General features: G+C 61.4%; 23 protein-coding genes and 3 pseudogenes. 5 read left to right on the forward strand and 21 right to left on the reverse strand.

Annotated features, from left to right (window positions below; all coding sequences use genetic code 11):
• Positions 1 to 76: 76 nt before the first annotated feature.
• The 3 genes from OH764_RS32755 to OH764_RS32765 all read right to left on the reverse strand — a co-directional run bounded on the left by OH764_RS32755 (position 77) and on the right by OH764_RS32765 (position 1,894).
• On the reverse strand, positions 77 to 994 hold the full coding sequence (locus OH764_RS32755) for a tyrosine-type recombinase/integrase (protein WP_498851586.1): 918 nt from the start codon (positions 992 to 994) through the stop codon (positions 77 to 79).
• Between the two features lie 177 nt (positions 995 to 1,171).
• The gene (locus tag OH764_RS32760; protein WP_498851587.1) at positions 1,172 to 1,384 is read right to left on the reverse strand and encodes a nucleoside 2-deoxyribosyltransferase; all 213 of its coding nucleotides are present in this window, start codon (positions 1,382 to 1,384) and stop codon (positions 1,172 to 1,174) included.
• Between the two features lie 294 nt (positions 1,385 to 1,678).
• Positions 1,679 to 1,894, reverse strand: a complete 216-nt coding sequence (locus OH764_RS32765) for an H-NS histone family protein (RefSeq protein ID WP_498851588.1) — start codon at positions 1,892 to 1,894, stop codon at positions 1,679 to 1,681.
• A gap of 1,056 nt (positions 1,895 to 2,950) precedes the next feature.
• Here OH764_RS32765 and OH764_RS32770 point away from each other — a divergent pair.
• Positions 2,951 to 3,493, forward strand: coding sequence for a hypothetical protein (locus OH764_RS32770; protein WP_498851589.1), 543 nt, complete (start codon positions 2,951 to 2,953; stop codon positions 3,491 to 3,493).
• Between the two features lie 248 nt (positions 3,494 to 3,741).
• Here OH764_RS32770 and OH764_RS32775 read toward each other — a convergent pair.
• Together OH764_RS32775 and OH764_RS32780 are read right to left on the reverse strand one after the other, a co-directional pair.
• Positions 3,742 to 3,960 (reverse strand): annotated as a pseudogene (locus tag OH764_RS32775) (IS3 family transposase); the annotation flags it as partial.
• Positions 3,961 to 3,972: 12 nt separating this feature from the next.
• Positions 3,973 to 4,680: pseudogene (locus OH764_RS32780) on the reverse strand (transposase); the annotation flags it as partial.
• Positions 4,681 to 5,074: 394 nt separating this feature from the next.
• On the opposite strand from OH764_RS32780, the pseudogene OH764_RS32785 reads away from it, so the two are divergent.
• Positions 5,075 to 5,360: pseudogene (locus OH764_RS32785) on the forward strand (transposase); the annotation flags it as partial.
• Positions 5,361 to 5,682: 322 nt separating this feature from the next.
• Positions 5,683 to 6,168, forward strand: coding sequence for a cupin domain-containing protein (locus OH764_RS32790; protein WP_498851590.1), 486 nt, complete (start codon positions 5,683 to 5,685; stop codon positions 6,166 to 6,168).
• 902 nt (positions 6,169 to 7,070) lie between these two features.
• Here the strand turns inward: OH764_RS32790 and OH764_RS32795 are convergent.
• The 3 genes from OH764_RS32795 to OH764_RS32805 form a co-directional block, all read right to left on the reverse strand.
• Complete coding sequence (locus OH764_RS32795; protein ID WP_498851591.1) at positions 7,071 to 7,610, reverse strand: cytochrome b; 540 nt, start codon at positions 7,608 to 7,610, stop codon at positions 7,071 to 7,073.
• On the reverse strand, positions 7,607 to 8,701 hold the full coding sequence (locus tag OH764_RS32800; protein WP_498851592.1) for a catalase family peroxidase: 1,095 nt from the start codon (positions 8,699 to 8,701) through the stop codon (positions 7,607 to 7,609). The genes OH764_RS32795 and OH764_RS32800 overlap by 4 nt, the downstream gene beginning before the upstream one ends.
• 118 nt (positions 8,702 to 8,819) lie before the next feature.
• Complete coding sequence (locus tag OH764_RS32805; protein ID WP_498851593.1) at positions 8,820 to 9,086, reverse strand: DUF4148 domain-containing protein; 267 nt, start codon at positions 9,084 to 9,086, stop codon at positions 8,820 to 8,822.
• 258 nt (positions 9,087 to 9,344) lie between these two features.
• On the opposite strand from OH764_RS32805, the gene OH764_RS32810 reads away from it, so the two are divergent.
• Positions 9,345 to 10,076: an anti-sigma factor family protein gene (locus OH764_RS32810; RefSeq protein WP_498851594.1), complete on the forward strand. Its 732-nt coding sequence runs from the start codon at positions 9,345 to 9,347 to the stop codon at positions 10,074 to 10,076.
• A 285-nt stretch (positions 10,077 to 10,361) separates the two neighbouring features.
• Here the strand turns inward: OH764_RS32810 and OH764_RS32815 are convergent, their stop codons facing one another.
• Positions 10,362 to 10,835, reverse strand: a complete 474-nt coding sequence (locus tag OH764_RS32815) for a hypothetical protein (protein WP_498851595.1) — start codon at positions 10,833 to 10,835, stop codon at positions 10,362 to 10,364.
• Positions 10,836 to 11,107: 272 nt separating this feature from the next.
• On the reverse strand, positions 11,108 to 12,958 hold the full coding sequence (locus OH764_RS32820; RefSeq protein ID WP_498851596.1) for a hypothetical protein: 1,851 nt from the start codon (positions 12,956 to 12,958) through the stop codon (positions 11,108 to 11,110).
• Positions 12,959 to 13,286: 328 nt separating this feature from the next.
• Between OH764_RS32820 and OH764_RS32825 the strand changes: the two genes are divergently transcribed.
• Positions 13,287 to 14,729 (forward strand): IS4 family transposase, encoded by a 1,443-nt coding sequence (locus tag OH764_RS32825; RefSeq protein WP_498851597.1) that lies wholly within the window; start codon positions 13,287 to 13,289, stop codon positions 14,727 to 14,729.
• Between the two features lie 376 nt (positions 14,730 to 15,105).
• On the opposite strand, the gene OH764_RS32830 is transcribed toward OH764_RS32825, so the two are convergent.
• From OH764_RS32830 to sctV, 11 genes are all read right to left on the reverse strand, one after another.
• Positions 15,106 to 15,789, reverse strand: coding sequence for a winged helix-turn-helix domain-containing protein (locus OH764_RS32830; protein ID WP_498851598.1), 684 nt, complete (start codon positions 15,787 to 15,789; stop codon positions 15,106 to 15,108).
• 255 nt (positions 15,790 to 16,044) lie between these two features.
• A complete protein-coding gene (locus tag OH764_RS32835; protein ID WP_498851599.1) occupies positions 16,045 to 16,494 on the reverse strand; it encodes a type III secretion system chaperone family protein in 450 nt (149 codons plus the stop codon).
• Positions 16,495 to 16,625: 131 nt separating this feature from the next.
• On the reverse strand, positions 16,626 to 16,880 hold the full coding sequence (locus OH764_RS32840; RefSeq protein WP_498851600.1) for a hypothetical protein: 255 nt from the start codon (positions 16,878 to 16,880) through the stop codon (positions 16,626 to 16,628).
• A 100-nt stretch (positions 16,881 to 16,980) separates the two neighbouring features.
• Complete coding sequence (locus tag OH764_RS32845) at positions 16,981 to 17,223, reverse strand: type III secretion protein (protein WP_498851601.1); 243 nt, start codon at positions 17,221 to 17,223, stop codon at positions 16,981 to 16,983.
• Complete coding sequence (locus tag OH764_RS32850; protein ID WP_498851602.1) at positions 17,207 to 18,448, reverse strand: type III secretion protein; 1,242 nt, start codon at positions 18,446 to 18,448, stop codon at positions 17,207 to 17,209. The genes OH764_RS32845 and OH764_RS32850 overlap by 17 nt, the downstream gene beginning before the upstream one ends.
• Positions 18,449 to 18,573: 125 nt before the next feature.
• On the reverse strand, positions 18,574 to 19,566 hold the full coding sequence (locus OH764_RS32855) for a hypothetical protein (protein WP_498851603.1): 993 nt from the start codon (positions 19,564 to 19,566) through the stop codon (positions 18,574 to 18,576).
• Positions 19,563 to 19,826, reverse strand: a complete 264-nt coding sequence (sctS, locus tag OH764_RS32860) for an EscS/YscS/HrcS family type III secretion system export apparatus protein (RefSeq protein ID WP_498851604.1) — start codon at positions 19,824 to 19,826, stop codon at positions 19,563 to 19,565. The genes OH764_RS32855 and sctS overlap by 4 nt, the downstream gene beginning before the upstream one ends.
• Before the next feature lie 8 nt (positions 19,827 to 19,834).
• On the reverse strand, positions 19,835 to 20,503 hold the full coding sequence (gene sctR, locus OH764_RS32865) for a type III secretion system export apparatus subunit SctR (RefSeq protein ID WP_498851605.1): 669 nt from the start codon (positions 20,501 to 20,503) through the stop codon (positions 19,835 to 19,837).
• Positions 20,481 to 21,743, reverse strand: a complete 1,263-nt coding sequence (gene sctQ, locus OH764_RS32870) for a type III secretion system cytoplasmic ring protein SctQ (protein ID WP_498851606.1) — start codon at positions 21,741 to 21,743, stop codon at positions 20,481 to 20,483. Before sctQ ends, sctR begins: the two co-directional genes overlap by 23 nt.
• A 19-nt stretch (positions 21,744 to 21,762) precedes the next feature.
• Positions 21,763 to 22,392 carry a type III secretion HpaP family protein gene (gene sctP, locus OH764_RS32875; RefSeq protein WP_498851607.1) on the reverse strand — a complete coding sequence of 210 codons (630 nt, stop codon included), beginning with the start codon at positions 22,390 to 22,392 and terminating at the stop codon, positions 21,763 to 21,765.
• 27 nt (positions 22,393 to 22,419) lie between these two features.
• Positions 22,420 to 24,528, reverse strand: coding sequence for a type III secretion system export apparatus subunit SctV (gene sctV / locus OH764_RS32880; RefSeq protein WP_498851608.1), 2,109 nt, complete (start codon positions 24,526 to 24,528; stop codon positions 22,420 to 22,422).
• Between the last annotated feature and the right edge of the window lie 3 nt (positions 24,529 to 24,531).

Genomic DNA, 24,531 nt, shown 5'->3' on the forward strand with positions numbered 1-24,531 from the left:
CGTCCCCACGCGCGGTTGGAACATTTCGCTGGCACGGATAAACCGGCAAAACCAGCCTACGGAGTGGAAAGCGAAGTCAAGCCGTCTGGGCGCTGATGGTGTCGCGGATGCGGATAACGGTGCGATGACTGGCGAGACCCAGCATTGCGCTCGTCTGCTCGTTGGTGCGACCAGACAGCAACTGCCGACGCGCGAAGGTGTTGCGCAACACGCGCGGGCTCATGTCAGGCGCGGCAAAGCCGATTGCGTCCAGCGCGTCGCGGACAATCGCGCCGAGGAGCACATCGTTGATCGGCTTGTCGTCTGTGCGCGGCGCGGGGAAAAGAAGCGCGTCGTCGGGCGACGGATGAAGCCGTTGCCATGCCGCAAGCGCGGGCGTCGAGAAAGCGGGGAGGGCCACAGTCCTCTCAAGGCGTGTCCCTCGCTTTGGAACGGATACCTGCGGCCGTATCCCTTCGATGACGACGTCGCGCCATCGCGCGCCGCGGAGTTCGGCCGCAGTGAGGCCCGCCCCCAGCAGCAGCGCTACGACAGCGCGGTTGCGGCACAGGCGGGCATCGTCGCCGGCGTCGGGTTGCACATAGCCCTGGAGGGCGGTGTCTGCGTTCGGATCGAGGAAGAGCGGTTCGGGCTCGTCCTCGGGCCAGGCGGCCGAGAGCGCGAAGGTCGCCGCCGGATTGCTCTGACGCAGGCCGACGTCGACCAGATGGCGGCACAGCCGGTCGATCAGCTTGACGTAACGCAGGCGCGTGGTCGTCCCTGGCGCACAGCGGTTTTCGACGTCGTCAAAGAATGACTCGAGGTGCTCGGGCCCGAACGTCGCGAGTGCCACGCCTCGGGTGAGCAGATGGCGCAGGAACCGGTCGAACATCGCCTTGTGCTGCACGATCGAGCGTTGGGAGAACCGGCGGCGGTCCGCACCGGCCGCCTCCGTCGTCTGCCAATGCAGATAAGCGGTGTGCGGCTCGGCTGTCCACAGATGCGACTCGTTCATGGCGTTTAGCACCTTATATACTGAAGTGGCGTCAGCGCTACACCTGGCGAATCTACGATCCGCCATTCTGTCTGCAGGGAGAGGGCAGCGTCGTCGCACCACGATCATAAGCGTCGGAGGTCGCACGCAGGCTCGCAGCCGGGCTGCCCATTATTATCTTTGCCGCCCACGCGAGCATCAGGTTAACGGGAAGCCCGAAATCCTCAACCAGTAGCCGCGTTCGCAGACATGGCCAAGCTGTGCCGCGCTGCGTGGTACGCGCTCGTGCCACTCTGTGACATCCTGCTGGTAAGCCCAGACTGGCTTTCCAAGCGCAGCCGCAAACCCGATTTCGAACGCGATGCCGCCGTCAGGGTCGCCCGCGCCGCGAAGATCTGCCACGCTGGCCATGACAATGTCCCGCGGCGGATCGCGGCGAGGTTAGAGCGATAGAACCACGCAGCTTTTTCCTGCGGTGACAGGTCAGTCGGCGCCATTCGAGCGGGTAGAGCCCTTCGAATCCGGCGTCCGCGCACATGCGCTTGAGCGAGCGACCGTAGTAGAGTGCATCGACGCGGAAGACGTCAAATCCCGCGAGATAGATTCGGGCCTCTGCCATGCCTTGCTGCGCGCCGCTCATTCCGTGATGCGGAAGCGTTCGACCTCCTGATCCTTGAGCCAGCCCGGTGCGCGGCCGCGCCCGCTTCACGTCTCGCCGGTCTCGGGATTGCGATACTTCGGCGCCGCCGCACGACGGCTGTTCCGGCGACTCTTGCCAAAGACGTCTTCGGGCGTGAAGCCGAACTCGGCTACGGCCTCGCGCACCCGTTCGAGCGCCGCTGCAGCCTCTTTCTTCTTCGCTTCGGCGATCAGTTTCTCCAGTTGCTCCTTCTGCGCAAGCAGGTCTTTATAGCGTTGCATTTCGTTGAAGTTTCGTTGGGGATGAGAGACGATTCTACCAGGCTCCAACCGCTGTCAAGTCGGCGCCGGGCCACACCAATGAGCGTGTGCTCGACATTCACTGCGAAAGGTACTGATGAAAAGAATTGTTGTCCGCCGCTCGGGCGTTCACGGTCGCAGCGAAAGGTCAAGGCGGCATTCACTGACAGCCAGGCGATCGTAGCAATTACTTGCATCACCGGTGGGCACGTTCATTGGCTGCATCGACTGTTCGTGCAGATCGTCCGCATCCTGCGCATCGATGACCCGAGGATGTCGTCGAGGCCGAGCGCAGCACACTCGTCATCGGCGTCACGTAGCGACAAATAGCGCTGGACTTTCCACGCCATTTATCGCTGAAGATCACAGGTGTGATGGGTCTCCGGCCGCCGGTGCGCACACGTTTTGCTCGGCAACCTCTTGAGCTGCAGCCCATATGGAGTGCCTTCGGGACGCAGTTGAACACCTTTTGTAACGGCAAAGGGGGTAGTGGGCTGCGCCGGGCCCGGCCCCGGTCCGGATGCGGCTAGATCAATTGCTAGAACTGCTCAACCGTCGATTTCGTGGGAATCGCATGTTGGTCACTGTTTGCAGCTATTCTCGCATCTGCAAAGCCTAGACTCAAACCCCTCCGGCCTCGCTAACCTGCAAGCCAGTCGCTACGAGGCTTGCATAAATTTGGCCCCATCGGAGAACCCGAAACCAGCTGATTCGCATTTGCGACCGATTCCTCGCGGCAGACGGTGCGCCCGAGTCGTCTGCCCGATACGATCGGTCCACCCATCTTTTGAACGGACGATTGCCAACATGCCTCCTGCTCGCATCAGTGGCGGACAAAGCCCGAACATCTTTGAGGTGCCATCACAGTCTGACCAAACCAACAGCCATGGCGTAGTCCGCCGTCCCGGGCCGCCTCTCTTACATGGAGAGTTAGCTGGGTTGCCTGCGGGCGGGGCGGTTCCTACGCGAGCTTCAGGGCGCAACCGTAGCCCCGCACCGCCTTACACTGCCGAGCCTCGGCAGGGCCACGAGATTCGCGTGCAATTAGACACCGACGGTGTTCCTATTATGCTTTCGGCGCGGCTAAGACAGCAGATCGAAGTTGGAGGTGACCCGGCCAACGTACTTAAAGATATTTTGCACAACATGACTGCGAATGCTGGCGACATGACCCAGAATCTTGCCACAGCTCGGGAGCTGGGCGAATTCGCGTCACGCGTTTATTCCATTTATGTTTTCCATGAAAGCAAAAAAACCTACTCGCATGCTGACGATCGCAAATTGAGCGCGGCGGTAGTCGCCTTGTTAAGACAATTTCAGTTTTTAGGCTATCAGCCCGAGGAGGCAAACCGGTTTATTGAATTTATCAAAACACCATCGAGATATCGATTTGCGAGAAGCCCTTTCACGGAATTTGTAAAAGCTATAAAGCATTTCCCGCTTCCCGAGCATGTCACGAATCCCATGAACATGTATGTTGCATATAATCCATTCGAACCGCACCCGACGATGGACATAGGATTACACTATTCCTTAGATAGAAAGAAAATCGATCTGACGAAATGGGGTTTCTCGGAGTAAGACGTAGCTCACTTACGTAAGGTAAGCTCCAGCGCTCAGAGCCGAACCACTGGACATTCGTCACCAAGCCATTGAGGACGATGCGGCGTATCGCTGCATTGCGTTTCAGTAGTTCGAGTTTCCTCCTCCGCCGGTTTCCGTCATTCTTTCATTTCCGAATACTTGCGTTCTTCGAAGTGGTTGAGGCGGTTGTGTGCGCCACGCGCCGTTGGTGCATGAAGTGGTGGGAATGGGAAGAGGTGTCGTGGTCAACTAGTTTCGGACAGGCAGATAGGTTCTTTCGCTGTCGGATTCGCCTCGTAGTCGGCGGGCGACAGATAGCCCAGCGTGGAGTGCAGGCGCACCGGATTGTAGAAAGCAACGATGTACTGGTTGATATCGCGCCGAGCCTCATCGTGGTTGGCGTACTGACGCTGCCAAACGCGCTTCATTTTGAGGTTCAGGAAGAATCTCTCCATCACCGAATTGATGCTCCGATGTCAAGAAGCACGCGTCGACCCGGTCAGATCAGCCAGGATGAGCGGGTACAGTTCCCGGACGGTATAGCGCTTCAGGCAAAGATGAATTTCCTTGTTCGACATCCCTTCCTTTGTCCGGCGCTCGACGTAAGCCCGTGTCCTGGGATCGCTGCGCATACGCACCATGGCAATGGTCCACAAGGCATTATTGGCGGATCGGTCACCGCCCATGTTCAGGCGGTGTCGGACCGTCTTGCCAGATAACGCTTGCAAGGGACTCGTGCCACAAAGCGCTGCCAGTGCCGCCTCACTTTTCAAGCGCTCGGGGTTGTCGCCGGCGACAGCGACCAAGACGGCGGTCGTCTGCGGTCCCACGCCGAATCTTTCTCGAAGGCGTCGAGCATGCTGAGTCTTCAGACTCTCAAGCATGGCATCGGGCGCCTTGAGCTCTTCGTCCAACGCAATCCAACGCTTGGCCAGTAATCGCAGCGTTGCCGTCAGCGCCTGCAAGACGGGGGTAGCCCCCAGCGAGCGCAGACGTGCGCAACTTACAATGCATTGCGCGGTCTTCGTCTTGAGAAGACGCTCGCGAATATCCTGTGGCGCGCTCACCAGCAGCGCCTGCAACTGATTGATCGCTTGTGTCTTGGCTTTCACGGCGCTGCGACGAGCGACGGAGACTGCTCGCATCGCTTCAGCCACTCCGGACTGCTCTTTAGGAATCGCCGAGTGTAGCACTGTGGACAGCGTATCGTTGCAAGGAGAACGATATCCAGCCACGAGCCATTTTGGACCCAGACTGACAGCAGCTTTGGCATGTTGCTTATGACGACGTTTATCAGCAGTTCACATCCGTTAGCCAGCTCAGCCAGTCTAGCGCCTTCGTTCCATCGCTGCTCGGAGCCTGTACGCAACGACTCGCGGTGCGGCGTGCTTATGGGCTACATTGTCGGAGCGGCTTCGAACATCACCTTTACCAGCGATGCAGACGCTCCCAGGCTGCCGTCGGCCGTACGGCAGGTCTCCTCCTTGTCCGTAGCTACTGTCCAGTTGAACCATAATGATCTGAGCATGCATTGCACCCAAACACCGGGCCTCATGCTTCGTGTCGCACCCTAACAGTATGCCTAGTCATTACATGGAACCCATCGAAATTCTGAGCGAGCCGGTGCGCCGCAGCCCGTGCACGGCGAAAGAAGAAATCGCCATTGCCCAAGAGACGCAGTGCCAGGCGCATCGGTCTCGGCCATCGCTCGACGGCATGGCGTGACTCGAACCCGGCGTACGGCTGGCGGAAGCAATTTCAGGAATGCGAGTCTGGCGGCAGTGGAAACGGGCGAGACCGGGTGCTGGCATCGGGTGCAGCCATCAAGGAAATCAAGGAACTGCAACGACTTACTCGGGAGAAATGGTACGGACGCCTCCTCATCGTCTAATCGAGAACAAACCTGTTCCCTAGCACGTTGCGCGTACCAGTCGGTTGTACAAAAAGGATCTTAGTCGCCGCCAACGCCCAAAAAGGAGCACGTTGGCGGCGCATTTACGCTGCGAAGCGTGCCACCACGTGCCTTGCCGGCTCTACCGCAGTACGGCACAATGCCGAGATTCTTGACAGTAGGGAAGAGGTTCTGTTGCCAGCCATTTTCTTTCGTGGCGGGTAGAGCGAAAGTGCTTAGCGCTGGCGCAACAAGCCGGCCGATCCATTTCCTTGTGATATTCCGGAGCATACACATGAGCGACTCACGTTACATTTTGCGGCAGGCTGCGCAAGGGGTAATGGCGTCCGTCAGCCTGCGCCACCCAATCAATAATGAAGCGCAACGCCGCACCAGATCGCTAGGCGACGCCGTGGGACTGCGCAACATTGGGGTGCACCTGAGTGTGATAGCTCCCAATGATGTCAGCACCGAGCAGCACGTTCATACGCTTGGGGAAGAATTTATCTTCATTGTAAGCGGACGGGGCACCGTAGTGCTTGACGCCGAGCGTCACGACGTTTGCGCGGGCGATTTTATCGGCTTTCCAGCCGGTGGTCCGTCACATGCGCTACTCAATACCGGGAGCGATGACCTCGTTTATCTAGTAGGTGGCGATCGCCCGGCATTTGACGTGTGTGATTATCCGCGCCTGCGCAAGCGGCTGTACTTGTACTCGGGACAAGAGGGGAAGAAATATGACTTGGTCGACTTGGCGCAGATCGCGGCGCTGCAACGTTGATCGGCAACTGTCGGCCAAGGCCAGTCAACATGGCAGCAAGCTGTTTGGGCTCCGAGACCATGGCGTCCAGCTGACTTCGCTCGCCGGTGCTGAATTCATACACAGTGGCTGGCCGAGCGTCTTGGGCTTAGGTCTGTTATGTGGTGCGAATTTTGTGTCTGACTTCCCCGCCACCTATTCCAGCCCGAACGTTATGGTAACGAGAACGTGCTGTGAGCAGTGCCGCGTGCGGTTTGTGCGATGCCGTACATCGCGGACACCGACTCGATTCGGTTTGTCGTTACGCTGCTACTCGTAACGGAAGATAGGTCCCAAAAGCGGGGGAAGCGACAGCGCTCTTTCGCTGGCTTCTCCATGAAATTTGCGTTATGCAGTCGCGTAAGCGTCGAGGAACTGGCCGACGCGACGATCGCATTGGCCTTAGTTATGGCATCCAATCCCAGACGCGCTGCGATGAGAGGTCGAGCACTGACGGCGAATGCGTCGAGAGCGAAGGCTACCGCATACAGCGGAGCGGTGGCGCGGGCTCGTTGTTCACACCGACCGAATCAACAGCGATGTCATCGATCTATTCCATGACCCGCAACGGACGCGGCTGATTGTCATGGTGCAGTGTATCCACCATGTCAACTGAACCGCGGTTAGTCATCCCACTGCTCTCCACGGCAGCCACGTCCGCCGTCATTAGTGAAGGTGCCGGTGTACCACGGTCAAGTATTCAGCTTTCGCCGTGGCGCGTTTATCTGCTCCTTGAGAAGCAGACTTCGGTGCTAAGAGCAGACGCTGCATGGGAGCTGTCTCGACTATGTGGAATTTGCACGAGGTCTTGGATGGGGCGGCGCGGTACTTCATCATCATCGCCAGTGAAGCGATTCCATGTACCGCAGCCCCAGCGGGCAGCGTCATTTTCCGCCGCGCGCCATGCTCGAAAACACGCCGTCGCGGCGGATCAGGCCATGAAACAGCGCCGCCGCGAGATGCAGCAGCACCGTGCCGAACAGCGCAAAAGCAAGCCACGTGTGCAACGCGCGCAGTACCGCGAAAAGTTCGACGTTATGCGGCGCGATCGGCGGCAAATGCAACGGACCCCATAGCGTGAGCGGATAGCCCGCCGCGGACAGCATCGCCCAGCCGATCAGCGGCATCGCAAACATCAGCGCATAGAGCACCGCATGCGAGCCCTTCGCCGCCATTTTTTGTGATGCGGGCATGTCGCGAGGCAATGGCGGACTGCCGCGCCGTAAGCGCACGCTTGCGCGTATCACCACGAGCAGCAGCAAAGCGATGCCAAGCGGCTTGTGAATCGCAATCAGCGTGTCATGCGCGCGCGACACCGTTGCGACCATGCCGACGCCGATAAACAGCATCGCGACGATGAGCGGCGCCATCGTCCAGTGCAAAAACCGCGCTAGCGGACTGAAGTGCGTGCGGGTCCGCGTCATGAGCGCTCTCCATGTGTCGTCGGGGTTTGATGAACTTCCGGATGCAGCGTTTCCTCGCGCGTGCGTCGCTTGAACGACAGCGCATAGGCCGCCGAGCGCGCGGCAAGCAAAGGATCGTCGGACGGCGCGATGCCCGCCGGCACGATCGTCGGATCGAAGTTGACGTCGCGGCAAGTGCCGTTTTCCTGCGACGTGCTGCGTTCGATCACGAGCGTCCCCGCATCGATATTTTCCCGATCGGAGGGCCATTGCAGCGTGGCGTCGTCGGTAGGGTCGCCGGGATGAGCAACGGTCAGGATCAGATGCCAGCGCAACGGTCCGCTCTGCAGACGCTCGTCCAGGTCCGCCGCGAGGAAATTCTTCTCGGCCTTTTGCGCGTCCGTAATTGGCGCGTACGGCGTCTCCGGCACCATCGCCCAGCGCACCGCGCGCGTGTCGCCGGCCTGGTTGGTGAAGCGGAACGCGTTGATGCCGTAGTACGCGGCGTTCGCGAGGCTCGACGAAGGCGGATGCGCTTTCACCCACGCCTGGAAGGGTTGGGTCTCCGGATTGGCTGCATAAAAGGCCTTGAGCCGGGCCGGGTCCGGTTTGCCGGTCGCCGGATCGGGCGTCGCGGCGAGCAGTTGCTGATAGAACTGCTCAGGCGTATGCACGGCGAAGACCGGTGTCGAGTTCATTCCGGTGCGCCACTGCTCGCCGTCCTTCAATTGAAAGAGCAGCGCGAGACTGCGGACCGGGGAACTCGTATCGGGCGCGGACGGATTGCCGCCGGGCACCGCAAAGCGTCCGGTGACCGGCGTGCGTCCGGGGGCGAATACGACCGCGCGCGAGACGCGCTCGCCTTGGCCGTTACTGTCGAAATAACCTTCGACGCACAGGCCCTTCGCATGATTGCGTCGATAGCCCGGATGCGGTTGACCCGCCACAGCCTGAAGCGTATTGACGATGCGCGGCGCGCTCAGGCGTTGCGGCGTCAACCACCCCGCCGTATAAGCGAAGCCGCCTGCGGACAGAAGCACGACGGCGCCTATCGCGGCAAGCCGGCACGGCACGCAGCGAGGTGGATGATCGGGAACGGTGTTTTTTGTCACGGAGACTCCTTGCTAAGTCGATGCGTTGATTTGCTAACACGCGCGACGCAAGTCTATTCCATTCAATTTCCGACGCGCCCGTTCGCCACGCGCGCCGGCCGTCGGCAATTCAACGCCCTCAATTCATGCTGTCCGTCGGCCTGGCGCCGCTCGCGACGCGGTTCGCGGCCGCCTCGGTAGCAAGTGCCTGCTTGTGCTGTTCGACCATATGCGCGAAGACGGGGCTGACGTCCGGATATGATGCGTCGGTCACGTAATCGAGACCGTTCTGTTGTGCCTGGATTAGTTCCTGGTAGACCTCAGCACGGGTTTTTCCTTGCGCGAAAACATTCGACGAAGCGGCCAGAACGACGACGGACAATGCGGCAAAAGCGATCTTCTTCATGATGAACTCCGGTGAGTTGGTTGCGGGTTTGCATCAGGGAGAACCACGCCTCACCGGCTTTTATTCCTGCGCAAGCCATGTGGAGAAAACATTTCCGTTGCGCGGAATAAAGCGCTTCGCGAACGGGTTTGCTAGCTTCCGCGACGCTGCGATGGCACAGTAAAAGACGTTGCGCAAACCCGGTGACGAGAGCGGAATAAACCCGAGCGCGGTGGTGTTTGCACCTCATAGCCGGATTTTGCCCGGAGACCTTTTCTCATGAACCCGAACGACGCCCCCAACGATTCGCCGCTTTCCGAAGCTGACATTCAGGCCTACGCCGACGGCATATTGTCGCCGGCGCGCGCCGCGTTTCTGCGCGACTATCTCGGCCGCAATCCGGCGGAAGCCCGCCGGGTCGCTTTTTACGGCAAGCTCAACGAACAGATGCAACGCTCGTTCCGGACCGCCGACGAACCCGAGTCTGGCGCGTTCAACGGGCGGCGCAACATCGGCAGCCACTGGGGCAGCGCGGTGTGGCTACGCTTGCGCAAGCCGCTCAAGGTGCTGGTTGCCCTCGTCATCGCGTGCATCGCCGTGAGCGGCTGGTTCGCGGCCACCGAGGTCACGCGGCAGGCGCTTAGAAATGCAGCCATCATGGCGTTGGCTGAAACCGCCGCCGCCCCGTTTCCCGCCGGGTCGCCGACTCGCAGAGACCCGTCAGCTCCCAACCTCGAAGCGATCGGGCTGCGGCTCGTGGATGAGCGCGTCGTGCCGCTCGGTCTGCTGCAACGCGCCTCCCAATGTATCTATCTGAATGGCCATAACGAGCCGGTCGTGGTGCTGTCGACGCTCGCACTGCTCGCGCACGCTCAGCCGCAATGGTCAGCGCGCCGCATCGGCGATGTGCGGCTGTTGACATGGACAGCGCAGCACCACCGTTTCGTGGCCGCCGGCAATGCACGCACACACGGTCTGATGCGCGCCGCCGACGCCATGACCATGCCATGAAACCGCACGACTTTGCGGCGAGTCGGTAGCCGCGTCCGCCGCACGAACTCGGCAGAAAATAGCTGCAAATATTACGGGTTCGTGAAGCTGGGCACGAAAGCGCTGGAGCAATGTCACATCGACGCAATGGGGCGGCCTGCGGATCTGCATCGATGTGAGGGTTGCAACGGCGTCACGGCGAGATCGCGCCTGTTACGCTCGACACCCGTGCGGCGCTGCAGCGCCTGCAACAGTCCGACAAGGTTCGGCCCCGACGACGATCGGCGCTCGAGCGCGTTCACGCGCTCATGGACGCCCCTCTGGCAGGCCATCGCCGAATCGGCCGCACCGACCAGACCACCCACCCGCTGGACTTAACGACGCATCGCGCTCGTCGCCGAGAGCGGCGAGTCGCCTTTCCACGGTGCGTTCGCGCTGCTCGCATTGCCAGAGCGCGGTCCGGAGCAAGGGGCTGCGTTGCAGCGCCACGCCGGCCAGCTTGCGATCTGAACGCGAGCCTGCATGCAGAATTTCGTCGGACGATGCGAGCTGGTGCACGCTGAGATTGCGGGGTTCGAAGGCCGTGCACTCGACGTGCTGGAAACGTATACGAGGGCTGTTCCGCTCGCGCGTCGTCACGGCTTCACGCAGGTCGAAGCGCTTGCGGCGTCGTTCGTCGCTGCGCGCGGCGATGAGGCGACCGCGCAGGCTCCCCCGCCGCGAGCCGTCTTCAGTAACTCGACGTGCAAGCGGTGCTGCGCATTTCGAATGTGCTTGCAAGCGACATCGTCGCGGCGCGGCTCGTCGGAACGCTGTTGCGCACGACGCTGGAAAGCGTTGGCGCCGAGCAGGGGCGGGCTCGGACTGCTGCGCTGCGGCGTGTGGTATGTGCCGGCACGCGCGCAGTTGGTCGACGGCGCTATTGCCGTCACGCAGGAGGCTCTGCCTTTACAGTCGGACGTGCTACCACCCTGGAAAAGCAGAAGGCGAAGAAGACGCCCAAGGTTGTAGGGCGCCCGAACACCGTCACATTCGGGCGCATCCATGCCTAATTAACGTCGCCGTAACGCGCCCTTGATCGCATTCTTCGAACCCTTTGCGGCGTCAGCCTGTTTAAGACCCGGCTCGCCGATCATTCCAGCAATCTTCTCGAGCTTCTTATCATTGGGCATTGAGCTCGGGTCTGGTGTTTCTGCTTTCGCCGCTTCCTCTTCGGCGGGTTTCAACGCTTCGGCGGCGAGGCGCATCATTGCTTTGACCGCGTCGGCTCGCGGCATGCCAGCATCGGTGAGCAGCGTGAGCGTAGCGCGCAATTCCGGATCGTTTTCAATCTTTTCGAGTGCTGCTTTTTCGCGCGCCGAACGCGTAAGGTTCGGTTCGCTGTTGGTGTCATGCAACTGACCTAACGTCTCGGGCTGCGCGCGGCGCATTGCTTTTTGCGCGATCTCCGCGATGTGCGTGCTCACCACATCGGTTGCCGCCGTTTTATAAACGCCAGCCTTGCGATCGTTGATGAGCGAGCCGGGCAGCCGGTAACCAAAATTACGCTGCTGCGCTGTTTTGCGGCGAGCGTCGTTGTACATGCTCGCGTAGACGCCCGCCTGTGCTTCTAGCGGCGCGTGGTCGAAGGCTTCGCTTTCGCTGACTGATTGATTTACATGACGCTGCACGTCGTCGGCTTTCTCGTCGCGCAAGTTTTGCCGTGTTTCCAGCGCGAATTTCCTTATGTCAAAAGCCTCCTTCACCGCATTTAGCGACTGCCCAGCGACGATCAGCGGCGTGGCAGCGCCATGCGTGCCAGCGGCGAGCGCCGCACCGGCCGCCGCCGCCGTGGCCGACGTTGCGCTCTCGTATAGCGCGCCTCTGCGCCGCTTGCCCTCATTTTCCGCGATAGACATGGTCGTCAGCACATCACGCGCCCGTTGATGTTGCGGATGAGTCCGATCGTTCGCAGCACGCAGCAGTTTCGGTTTGTCGTATTGCCATTTGCCGTGCTGGCGCGTGACGATCATGTTTTCCGGTGTGGTCGGGAGATTTCTGTTGGTTCTGTTTGCGGCTGATTCGGGCGCGCTCGTGCGGACAGGCCCAGTCGCAGTCGTCCCTTCGTCCGTCGGTGCCTGCGTTCGGGCTTGATCCGGGACTTGCGTTTCACCACGGGTCGCGGTCCCTCTGGCTTGCTGGGACGGCGAAATACCGTTCATCGGAATGCTCTTTGGCGCGGGTTGGGGCAAGGCTTCGAAGGGAAGCACATCTTCGCGCAGCATCGCCGCAAGCTTCTGCTGATAGCGTTTGGTGGTTTGATGGGCGACCATGACTGATGCGCCACTCGCGATCATGCCGGGTATCTCATGCGCGGTGTGGGCGTCGTACAGGTAGGTACCGCCGGCCGCGCGAGAATTGGCGCCGAGCACGCCAATTAGCGGTTTTTTGGAAACCATGTTTAACGGCGTGAATCCTTTCTGTCCGCTGCCCAAAGCTTGCCTGATGGCGTTGAACACTCCTTTGCCGGCGCTGCCCTTCGGCGGCACGAAATTGCGGATGTCGTCGACTGCAGGCTGCGGTTTGGGCGGCGACGGGAGCTTGCCGATCACGCCAACTGTCCCCTTCCGAAGTTGATCTTGGTAGGCACCGGGCTCCACAGCCTTGTGCCCCGGCGGCACGGGATTGTGAATGTCGTCGACTGCAGGCTGCGGTTCGGGCGGCGACGGGAGCTTGCCGATCACGCCAACTGTCCCCTTCCGAAGTTGATCTTGGTAGGCACCGGGCTCCACAGCCTTGTGCCCCGGCGGCACGGGATTGTGAATGTCGTCGACTGCAGGCTGTGGTTTGGGCGGCAAGGCGAGCTTGCCGATCACGCCAACGGTCCCCTTCCGAAGTTGATCGCGGTAGGTACCGGGCTCCACGGGCTCAGCCCTTGGCTTGCATGAAGCAAGTTGCGGGGGAATCGGCGCGCGAGCCGAAGCGTTTTGCGTCGGGCCGCTCGCGGACCTGTCGTCCTGCGCGGCTGGGGTCGCCGAGCAAGGCGCTGCGGGCATTTTATTGATACGCATAATCGGGAGGCTCTCCGGTCGCATTCACGCAGACAAGGGTAGCCGCTAACGTATGGCCGCCCCCCCATCGCCCGAAGTCATAAGCTGGTCAGCGAACTATCTGTACGCCCCTCCTAGAAGCTCAGGATTACCCACATCTTCGCGGAGATGACGCTTGTAAACAGTTTGCTGCGGTGTTAACTTGAGTGCACTGCCACTCAATCACGCGCCGTTGCCTGCGACCGACAATCAGGACGATCAGGACGACCAGAACGACTGGGCCGATATCGAGTTCGGCGCTGCCAATCTGGGTGACGCGCGTTTGACGAGTCGGCTCGTGGCGCTGGCCCGACGGCTTGCCTGCGCACCAGACTGCTCGTTTCCGCGATCGCTGGATGCGGCTGAATTGAAGGCAGCCTATCGCCTCTTCGATAACGACCAGGTCGACACTGACGGTGTGCTTGCGCCGCACATCGACCAGACGTTGCTTCGCATGACCCGGGTGCCAGTCGTACTCGCGGTGCAGGACACCACCGAATTCAACCTGACCCACCTGAGTGCCACCGAAGGATTGGGCTACGGCACAGGCAACCAGTCGCGTGGCTTCATGCTGCACAGCCTGCTGGCCGTTACGCCGGAGGGGCTGCCGTTGGGCGTGCTGGGCATGAAGACGTGGGTGCGCGATGACGCGGGTCTGGGCAGAAAGCAGCAACGCACAAAGCGCGAATTCAACACCAAGGAAAGTGTTAAATGGGTTGAGGGTCTGAATCATCTGGCAGCGCTGAAGGCACGATGTCCCGATACGCGCATGGTCGGCGTTGGCGATCGCGAAAGCGACGTCTATGAAGTGTTCGTCGCCGAACGGCCTGCCGGGGTGGACTGGCTCATTCGTGCGGCATGGGATCGTCGGACGGCGCACCCCGAGCAGTATCTCTGGGACACGGTGATGGCGAGCGCGCCGCTGGGTGAGGTCGGGCTGGAGCTGCCGGTACGGCGCGATACGGCTCGCCGCACCACGCGTCTGACGCTACGTTGCACGCAGGTCCGCCTGATTGCACCACCCCGGCCTTCAACCAGAGGCACCGGACGCGCCCGGCTTGCGCCGGTGGATGTCTTTGCCATCCACGCGATGGAAACCAATGCGCCCGCAGGCGTCGAGCCCCTGGAGTGGATGTTGCTCAGTTCGGTGCCCACGTTGACACTGGGCGATGCACTCGAGCGACTCGAATGGTATGCGCGTCGCTGGACGATTGAGTCGTGGCATCGCGTGCTGAAAAGCGGGTGCCGTATCGAGGCACGCCAGTTCGGCAATCTTGAGCGGTTCGTACGCGCGACTGCACTATTTGCGGTGATCAGCTGGCGCATCATGTACGCCACGCTGCTGGGCCGTGCGGACCCCGATCTGTCGTGCGAAGTACTGCTTCAGCCTGACGAATGGCGAGCGCTTTACTGCAGGGGGAATCGCACCTCAAGGCCACCGCCGGCTGCGCCGTCTCTGGGAGAAGTTGTGCTGTGGATCGCCAAACTCGGCGGCTATCTGAATCGCAAGCATGATCACCCGCCCGGGCCCACTGTTATGTGGCGAGGATTTCTGGTGCTGCACGAAATCACCGAGATGTACCGGATATTTAGCCAGGACGGGTGAGCTGCAGATGTGGGTAATCCTGAGTCCTAGAAGGGATGGACCCCCTAGCCAGATCACGCGGACCTTCGGCATCAGCACGAAACGCGGTTCACTCGAATTCTATTGTTCAATGCGACGATTCCTGCCGAGCCGCATTTGTCCCAACCATCCCTTGAGCTTCGCGATAGAGTAGAAAACTATATGAGCCTCGTTACTCGAGACATTGAATCAGCCCAAGAGAATGCTGTTCTATCTGCAGGTCCGAACAAAAGGGTTGCGAGCATGGATGGCTGTATCGATCAGGGTAACCGACACTCCACGGCGACATGGCGAGCCGCGCTACCGGTCGCCAATAGGCCGTATTCTCTGCGGCACTACGCGCATCGGTCGGCGAGTGTCATGACACCGCTTCGGCCACTCGCGCGCGGGGCGCACGCGTGGCGCATATATTCCAGAGATGAGGCGTTTTGATCTGTTCGAGCATGTAGCCAAGCGAATATACCGTGCGCAGTTTGAGGCCGCTGTGTTCGTCAAGTTCCAGCTTGGCGCGCAGTTTATAAATGTGCTGTTCTAGCGAACGCCCCGCAATATCGAGCTCCTTCCCCCACACCGCGTGAGCGAGTTCCTTGCGCGTGATGAGTGCACCGGGATTTGAGAAGAACAGCCATGCTATGCTGAATTCCCGCGCCGTGAGCCGCACACGTTTGTCGAGTGTGACGAACTCGCGTGTCGCCTGGAACAGCGTCGAGGAGGCGAGCGTGATAATGTTCGCCGCCGTGGGCTTGCCGCGCAGACGCTCCACCGCGTGACGCCCGCGCGCCACTATTTCCTCAAGGCGAAACTCGCCTACGACCATTTCGTCGACGCCCGCGTGCAGTGCGTTCGTCATGCTTACCGAGTTCCACGATTGGCCGATCATCATGACCGGCAAGTCCTGTCTGAAGTGACACGCCCGCCATGCGAGGACGAGATTGCTGGTGGAAAACTCAGTTTCCGATTCGATGATGACGAGATCTGGCGGTCTGCGCTCGAGTGAGCGAATCAGGCCGAGTTCATCCGTATAGCGAACACAGTCGGCCATTCCGTCCGATTCGAAAGCATTCTTGATTCGTCGAAAGGTTGAGTCGTTGCGCGTTAGCAAGGCGATTTGCATGATCGTTCCAATATGAGAATGTCTGACCGAGGCGCGCGCCAGACATGTTTTTCGTTCTGGCGGCGCGGATTTCGTCTCACGCTCCGATCACACAACACGCGATAGTCGAGTCCTATTCCATTTAGATTTTTTATCGGTGAAACGCCAGCTAGATGGCGGCTTACCCTCGCGCTAATAGGCGCATTACGCGCGAATCCACATGAAGGCGCCCGACGCAACAGACTGATACTGATCGTCGGTGGCTTGAAGTATGTTCTGCTGCCAGTAGCGGCCGTGTTCCGCATAGTGAGCGAGCAGGTCGGCGAGCGTTTCGCCAGTCAGTTGGGACATTTCCTCACGTACGACCAGCACGGAACTGCCGGTGTCGCTGTCTACACCCAGTTGCGCCTGGTCTTGCGCATAGACAAGCAGGTTGGCTTCGAGCATCAGCCGATAGACACCGAGCACGCGTCCCGGCGCGACTGCTCCAAACTCGAAGACGATGTAAAGACCAGTGTCGTTATCGAAACGATCAAGCCGGACGTCGAAGCCTTCTACCTCAATCGAGCGCGTGTCGAGGACGTGGCCAGCATCGGGCAGCCCGACCGCCGCGCATAGATCTTCGATCAGCGGCGTATAGTAATCGATGTCCACGGCGTGTCCGACTCTGATTAACGTTAAACCCCGCGGGTGTGACGCGGGAATTGAAAAAGCGCGTGTCGCCGGGGCGAACGCGCCAGAAAGAGCCTGCTGCAACGCACGTGAAGCGCGTCCGCAGCCGGGCGTCAGCTTGCCTGCGCGGCCTTCGTCAGGCTCGATGCGCCCGACTTCAGCGCTTCGCCGACGGCTTGCAGCACGCTCGCGTTCGACTGAGCTTGCGCGATCGCCAGTTGATCCTCTGCGTTGGCGTTGATCTGGGCGACCGCAGAAGCAGTGCCGGCGGACGACGACAGTTCTCCAGCCTTACCGGCTGCCGTGGCTTGCGCCGCAGTGCCTGCGCCTGATACGAGGGAACTCGCTGCACCCGTGATTGAACTCATGATTGAGACTCCTTGAAATGAACGGCCGGACCGGAGTGGCCGCGGCAACGGATTCCCGCATAACGCGGGGACAAAGGGTTCGACGCAGGCGCGTCGAAACTCAGCTATTAAGCGCGTCTTCGCGCAGTTGAGCGACGATCCGGCTAGCCGCCAGCAACCCGCGATAGATCTTAGCGCGTGCATTGCGGTCTTCAGGGGAGCCGTCGGCGCGGCTATTCAGCTCCTCCGCGCTCTCCTCGAGCGCGCGGCGCAACACGGCGACTTGCGCATCGGCATTGGGCGCGCGCACGAGCCCTTGCAGATCGTTGAACTTCGCCGCATGACGTTCAATTGCCTGATACATGAGATCTCTCCGTCACAGAAGGTCCGGCTGCCGGGACGGCTGCCAATTGAGGTGATTGCATGGAGGCTTGCGCCGCAGCTTCGGGCGCCGCGCCGCTGAGTCCGTGACTTAGCTCGCCATCGACGTTCGCTGCGGCGTCGCTCGCGGACATGGCTGCGACGGCGGGGTCGTCGGCTAGGATAAAAATGTGCTTCACGCCATCCGGAGTCTGCGCATAGCGCACGCGATCGGACGACACCACGGTCGTGTACTGGCCATTGACCTCAGCGGTGGTGGTCGCGTCGCCGCCAGTTGCGTCAATGCGCAATTCCTTTACGTTGGCGTCGAGGTCCGCGCGCACGCGCTGCACGGCCTGTTGCACGCCGTCCACGTCGACACCCGTACCGGTGATCGCGAACACGCCTTTGCCCGCGTAATGCACGTCGACATTCGCCATGCCGATCGCTTCCTTGATGCCGCGCGCCGTGTCCTCGGCGTTGCCGTACTGGCGGGTCACGCGCACGCCCTGGATGTGTTCGAGCAGGCGTTGCGCGACCAAATCGTCGCCGGCGCTAGGTATAAGCCCGGTAACGAGTACGCCGCCGTGGCCGTCAAGCGTAGCGTGCAGGTCGGTCAGACGCGCGCCTGCCAGATCGCGATTGGCTTGTTCGGCGGCGGCGACGTCGGGCGGCGGCAACGATGCCTTGGCCCGCGTGCTCAATGCCATCGACGCCACGCCCGACCCAATCGCCAGCATCACGCACGCTGCGCCCACGGCTGTCACCAACTTGCGCTTGATGATCCATTGACTGCTTCCGGCGGTGGTATCGTGCATGGGATCGTCGGCGCTTTCGGGCTTGGCCAGCAGCGTCGAAAGGAGAGCGAGATCGCTCGGCCACACGGCCCCGTCGGGGCCGATGCAAAGAACAGTTTGGTCGAATTGCATCGGCACAAAGTCGGCCATCAGTACGACGCCGGGGTCGAGCGCATCGGGGTCCGCGCCTTCGTCAGCATGGGCTGAAGCTAAGTCCGCTGAGTCTATCGCGACTACCGCGTGGACCGGCGCGGGCTCAATGCGCGTAACTGTCACTACATCGGTCTCGTCGACGTTCAGCACGACTGCCGCGCCGCTCCAGTCGGTGATGCGGATGTCCGCATCGTCATCGGAGTGGACCCGGTGAGCGCCCGTGCTGAGGCGCGCTTCCGCGCCGGCATGGCTACCTGTCAGGATGCGCAGCAGTTTCATGGTTTCAGACTTACGCGAAGATCGTTTGGCGCATCGGATCGACACACCACGTACGCCAGATTAGCGATATCGGCGTGCAGCGTGCCCGCGTGTGCGAAGCCGTCCACGGCCGAACGAAACGCCGTTCAGGCACGCGACGCGGCCCGCAGGCGCGCTTCGATTGCGCCGAGCAGGGCGGCGTTCAGATGAAGCCCCCGCTCGGCCTGACCCGGCGTGTTCGGGCGTTCAAGCACAAGCAGGACGAGGTTCGCCAGCAAATTCACCCGCTGCGCAAGTCCTGCGGTCGAATTGGGGGCGCACAGCGCGGCTCGCGCATCGAGCTGTCGCGCTGAGCCGGCGGGGTCCTTTGGGTCCAGTGCCGTTTGCGCGAGACGCTGTGAAACTGTAGCCAGCAGTTCGCGCTTCGCCGCCGATGTGCTCGACGCAAGCGCGCCTTCGGCGGCGCGCAACTTGTGGATGCGCTGCATTAGCAACTGCAAAGCGCGATCGGGTGACGGCACGTTTCCCGCCGCGATGCCGTCGCGCAACTTCAGCAGCGCTTCGCCGATGGCAACGCGTATTTCGTCGCCGCGCGCGGCACCGGAGCTCGGGGGTGAGAGCGCGCTGGCGCCTTCAACAGCGGTGCCTGAAACGACGCCGCCGGGCGTAGTGTCCTGATCCTGATCGTGCTGATTGTCGCGTTGCTTGCCGTCCTGTTGTTCGCTTTCCTGCTGTGGCTGGCCGCCGCGACCGCCGCCGCCTTGCCGGCCGCTGTCGCGTGTTACGCGATCTGCGGGCACCCTGCGGACGACCGCCTTCGAACTGGTCACATGAGCACCTTTGGGCGCACCGTGTGCGGTCGAGGCCGCGCGTTTCGAAGACGCAAAGCGTTTGCCTGCGGCCCGCGCCGCGGCCTGACGCTTGCGAAGGGCGGCGGCAAGTTGGCGCGCCTTCGCGCTATTCGCTTGCGCGAGATGATGCGAGTGATGCGCGTGCGCAAACGTCACGTTGTTTTTGTAGACGGCGGAGAAGCGCGCGGCCTCTGCATGCGACGCATCGTGGTTCGCGGCAGGCACTCGGGGCGTTTCGGTGGACGCGGCGGCTTGCGCCGCGCGCGTCTGGGCGGAGACGGTCGTCATTGCAAGGTCGCGGCCTGCAGCACCTGGTTCGCGAAGCGCAGCACGGCGGTGGCAGAAATGGGCGCGGCGACGACGAGGGCGAGGACGACTGCCACTAGCTTGACGCCGAACGACAGCGTTTGATCTTGGAGCGAAGTGACGGCTTGCAGGAATGAAACGACCAGACCGACGCCGGCCGCGATAACAACGATCGGCAGTGACACATAGAGACACAGCAGAAGCCCCTGCGTCGTGAGGCCGATTAGCGCGTCGATGTTCATGAGAACTCCTAGCGATAGCCGAGAATGAGGCCGTGAATCAGCGTCGACCAGCCGTCCATCGCGACAAAAAGCAGCAGCTTAAACGGAATCGCGACACTAGTCGGTTGTACTTGGCTCAGCCCCATTGCCATCAGCACGTTGGCGATGATCAGGTCCACCACGATGAACGCGATGTACAGCAGGAAGCCGATCTTAAAGGCATCCGTAAGTTCGGTCAGCGTGAAGGCGGGCGCGAGCACAATGATATCGGTGTCTTTGAGCGCCTTCGCCTGTTCCTTCGGCCAGACCGCGCTCGCCGAGCGCAGGAAGAACTGCCGCTCGCGCGGGTGAGCATGGGCTTTCAGGAAGTTGCGAAACGGTTCGCGCGCGGCGGTGATGCCTTGCGTCACTGTCTGGGTGACCGTGCTGCCGCTCGTGTTCGCTCCGCTACTGCCTTGCATCGCGCCGGCGGCGGTGAACGCGATCGGCGCCATGATGTACACTGAAACAATAATTGCTATGCCGTTCAGCACCATGTTCGGCGGCACCTGCTGGACGCCAAGCGCGTTGCGCAAGAGTCCGAGCACGACGACGATCTTCATGTACGAGGTGACGACCATTGCCACGAACGGAATGATGCTGATCGCAAGAACTATGATCAGCAATCCGGTGATGTCACCGGTCGGTGTCGCTGGCATAGGCCATCCCCGTTATGCGGATTCCAAGGTGTTCGCCCACGCTCACCAGTTCACCGTGGCCGATCGTCTGACCGTGCGCGACGAGTTTGATGCGGGCGTCGGTCACAGGCGTGTCAAGCTCGATCACGTACCCGCGCTGCAGCGCTGCGACTTGGGACAGCGGCAACGCGACCGTGTCGATCTCGAACTGCACCGGAAGATCGAGTTCGCCGATGTCCACAGGCGGAGTTGGGGCGACCGATGTGGGTTCCGCTCGTGCTTCCGCTTCGTCTTCCGTTTCAGGCTTCGCCGGCGCCACGGCGCCTGTCACGATAGCCGCTTCGTTCGGAACATCGTTCAGCGCAGGGTCGCCGTAGTCGATGCGCGGCAACTCGTCGCCTTCGACCTGTAGGGTTTCGTCACTCATGATGGAGTCGTCGTTAATGGTGAGAAGGGTGCCTTCAATCGTGATCGTGGCGAGGAAGCAGCGTAGGCCCGGCGTGCCCCACGCGGCGCGCAGGTGCAACGGGCCGTGGCCACGCAAACCGAGCGCAGTTGCGCGGCTGAACGCGCGTAACAGCACATCGCCAGGACGTAGTTTTTGAAGCGCGCGGATTGACAGCCGCCGCGCCCCGAGCGCAATGCGACCCGGTACGGCAATCGTCGGGAAGGCGTTTGGATTGCAGCGGCGCTGCTGCTTGCCGAACGACGCGAGCCGCGTTTCTATGAGCTGGAGCGTGGGCAGTGCGATATCGAACAGTGTTTGGTAAGCATCGCCCTCGTGCGTCAGCGCGATGCGCAGACGCGCGGTGTTGCCGGACCCGTCCCTGGTCAGTTCCTTCGCCGCGCGCTGCACAGACGCCACGCGCCACGTCCCGGCGCCGCTAGCATTGAAGCTGTCGACGAGCGGCGCAAGCACGGCGTTCGCAATCGCATTGCGCAGGCTCTGCTGCGCGCCGCTGTGGTCCTCCTCGGCGGGCGTGGCGAGTATCTGCAGCGTTGGGTAACGCGCGAGGTCGATATGAACAGTGAGTTGCCCCAACAGATGTGCAAGGACGATACGGCCTGCATCCGCTAGCGGTTCCGCGTTTGCGGCGTCGGGCGCATCCACGTGCGAGACATGCACGGCATCAAGGCGGCCGAGGCGGCGCAATGCGTCGACGTGCCGCGCATCGCAAAGCAGGCGCGCGGCGCAGGCGTCGGCGGGCTGGATGGCCGGCAGCAGGCCGACGAGAGAGCGAGGCCGGGTTTCGAGCATCATCAGTAGGGGAAGGCAGCAATTACCAGATTGTCAGCGTCAGCGAACGCGGTTCGCTCCAGCTGTCGAGCAGCGCCTTTAGTTGCCGTTCGAGGAAGCCGCTATGCAGCAAGAGTAATTGCTTTGCGCGGGCATCTTGCACGTTGAAGCGAAGCGACAGGCCGGCGGGCGAAAGCGTCAAGTTGAGGACAGTGTCGGCAAGCAGGTTTGGATTGAGCTGCATCGTCAGATCCCAACTGCCCGATTCGGCGACGAAGCGATCCGCCGATAGTCGTGCGACCTCGCGCGCAATCGACGCCGCCAGTTCGATAAAGCCTTGCTGCTGCATATAGACCGCTTCGATCACCGCGGCGCTGCCCACGGCGACGCGACCCGCGACGGTTGTTCGGTCCGTTTCGCGGTGCTGATCGGCGTCGGGATCTTCGTCTTCGAGTGCGAACGGATTGGCGTTGTTGTCGGCAAGCGCGGCGTCTTGAGGATCGGTCCCGCGTCGAACCAGTGCCGCATAGTCAAAGCCGCGCGCGCGCCGCGAGCGTTCGGCCGACGCATCGGACCCGCGCGCGAAACCCGGCCCGGACACGCCGCTCAATGCCATCGAATCGGGGGCGATAATGCGAGCGGGGCGTCGCATGAAGCGTGGTAGTGTCGACATTCAGGCTACTCTCATTATGTCGCGGCGTCACGCAGTCACGCGGCCGATCGGCTGCAGTTCCACGAGCCCGCCTAGCTCCTGGTACGAATACACGTTAAGCCAGTCCAGCTTGCCTTCGAGCATGCGCTTCACGTAGCGGCGAATATCTATCGAAGTGACGAGCGCGATGTCGTCGCGCGCTACCGTTCCTGCGTACGCTTCGATGCTGTCGAGCAGGAAGGTCACTTCGTCGGGCGGGAGCGCGAGGTAGTTGCCGGTCGGCGTCTGCTTGATCGCCTGGCGAATATGCTGCTCGACAGGGCCGTCAAGCAACACGGCAGGCAGCACTTTCGCGCCTTGGGTCGCCCGATGAGCGAGGAAGCGTGCAAGGTCGCCGCGCACATACTCGGTCAGCATCAGCATGTCCTTCTCTTTCGGCCCCCACGCGATCAGGCTTTCCATGATGTTCCGAACGTTGCGGATCGGAATCTGTTCTTCGAGCAGACGGCGCAGCACGTCGGCGATGCGCTGCGGCGGCAGCACCTTTTGCACTTCCGCGAGCAGGCCTGGATAGTCGATGCCGAGTTGCTCCTGAATCCACTGTACTTCCTGCACGCCGAGAAACAGCGACGCGTGCCGTCTCAAGAGCCGCACGGAGACATGAGCGATCACCTGTTCCGCGCGCCACGCTTCGGTCTTTGCGGGCAAGTCTTTTTCGTCATGCCAGTAACTCGGCTGACTGCTGCCGTCGAGTGGCGCGCGTTGCTCGCAATTGGGAGCGAGCGCGCGCAATTCGGCGTCGCCGGGCCGGTCTTCGCCAATGCCACTCGCCTCACGCGCTAGCGCGAGCGGCAGCGTTGGCAACACCACTTTTCCAGGCGGAATTTCTACGGTCAGATAAGGCACATCGTGCATGAGGAACTCGCACGTAGACGCGGCGAGGCGATCGGACGTCCACATCGTGATGCCGGGAAACGGCAATCCCAACTCTTCCTGCAATACCTCGCGCTCCGCTTCAAACGACGTATTAAGTCCTGCGAGACTCAGACGCGCGACGAGATCCGGCGCGATTCGCACGCCAAGCGCGCAGGTGAATGCGGGCGGATGCGTCGCGATGGCGGGCGTTTCAATTTTCGCGCCGACACGCTGCATTGAACGCACGGATTCGCCGTCGTGCAACTGGCGCGACGGCTTGCTCTTTTGCAACCGGTACGCGGCGAACGCCAGCACGCCGGACAGCAGGACGAACAGCAGCCACGGAAAGCCCGGCACCGCGGCAAATGCAAGCAGCAGCACCGCTGCGAAAAACAGTGCGGGCGGGCTAGTGATCAACTGCCGGCCAATATCCGCGCCGAGTGAGCGTTGCGTTTCATCGCGATCGTCGGCGACGCGCGTGATCATCACGCCGGCCGCGACGGAAAGTAACAGCGCTGGAACCTGCGCGACCATAGCGTCACCGACCGACAGAATCGAGAAGCGGTTCGCCGCTTCCGCTGCCGTCATGCCGTGATACGCGACGCCCACCGCGAGCCCTGCCACGATGTTAATGACAGTGATGATTAGTCCTGCCACAGCGTCACCCTTTACGAACTTCATCGCGCCGTCCATGCCGCCGTGTAGCGCGCTTTCGAGCGCTAACGTCGCGCGCTTGTGGCGCGCTTCGTCCGAGGTCAGCAGATTCGCCCGCAAGTCGGCGTCGATGCTCATCTGCTTGCCGGGCATCGCATCGAGTGTGAACCGTGCACCCACTTCGGCAACGCGTTCCGAGCCCTTGGCGATTACGATGAACTGCACCAGTGTGATGATGATGAACACGACCATGCCGACCACCAGGTTGCCGCCCACCACGAGCTTCCCAAAGCTGTCGATGATTTCGCCAGCCTCGGCGTGCAGCAAAATGGACTTGGTCGATGCAATGCTCAATGAAAGGCGGTACAACGTAGTAAAAAGAAGCAGCGACGGAAAGGCGGACAGTGAAACGACGCTGGGCACGTAGAGCGTGATCATGAGCAGCGTCACGCTCGCCGCGATATTGAGTCCGACCAGAATATCGATCATGAAGGTCGGCAGTGGCAGGATCATCAGCGAGAGGATCGCAATGATCACAAACAGCATCCCGATCTCGCCGCCCACAGGGAATTTTAGCGTCTTGAGCATGGT

Source organism: Burkholderia sp. M6-3 (assembly GCF_050858985.1).
GTDB classification, from domain to species: domain Bacteria; phylum Pseudomonadota; class Gammaproteobacteria; order Burkholderiales; family Burkholderiaceae; genus Paraburkholderia; species Paraburkholderia caledonica.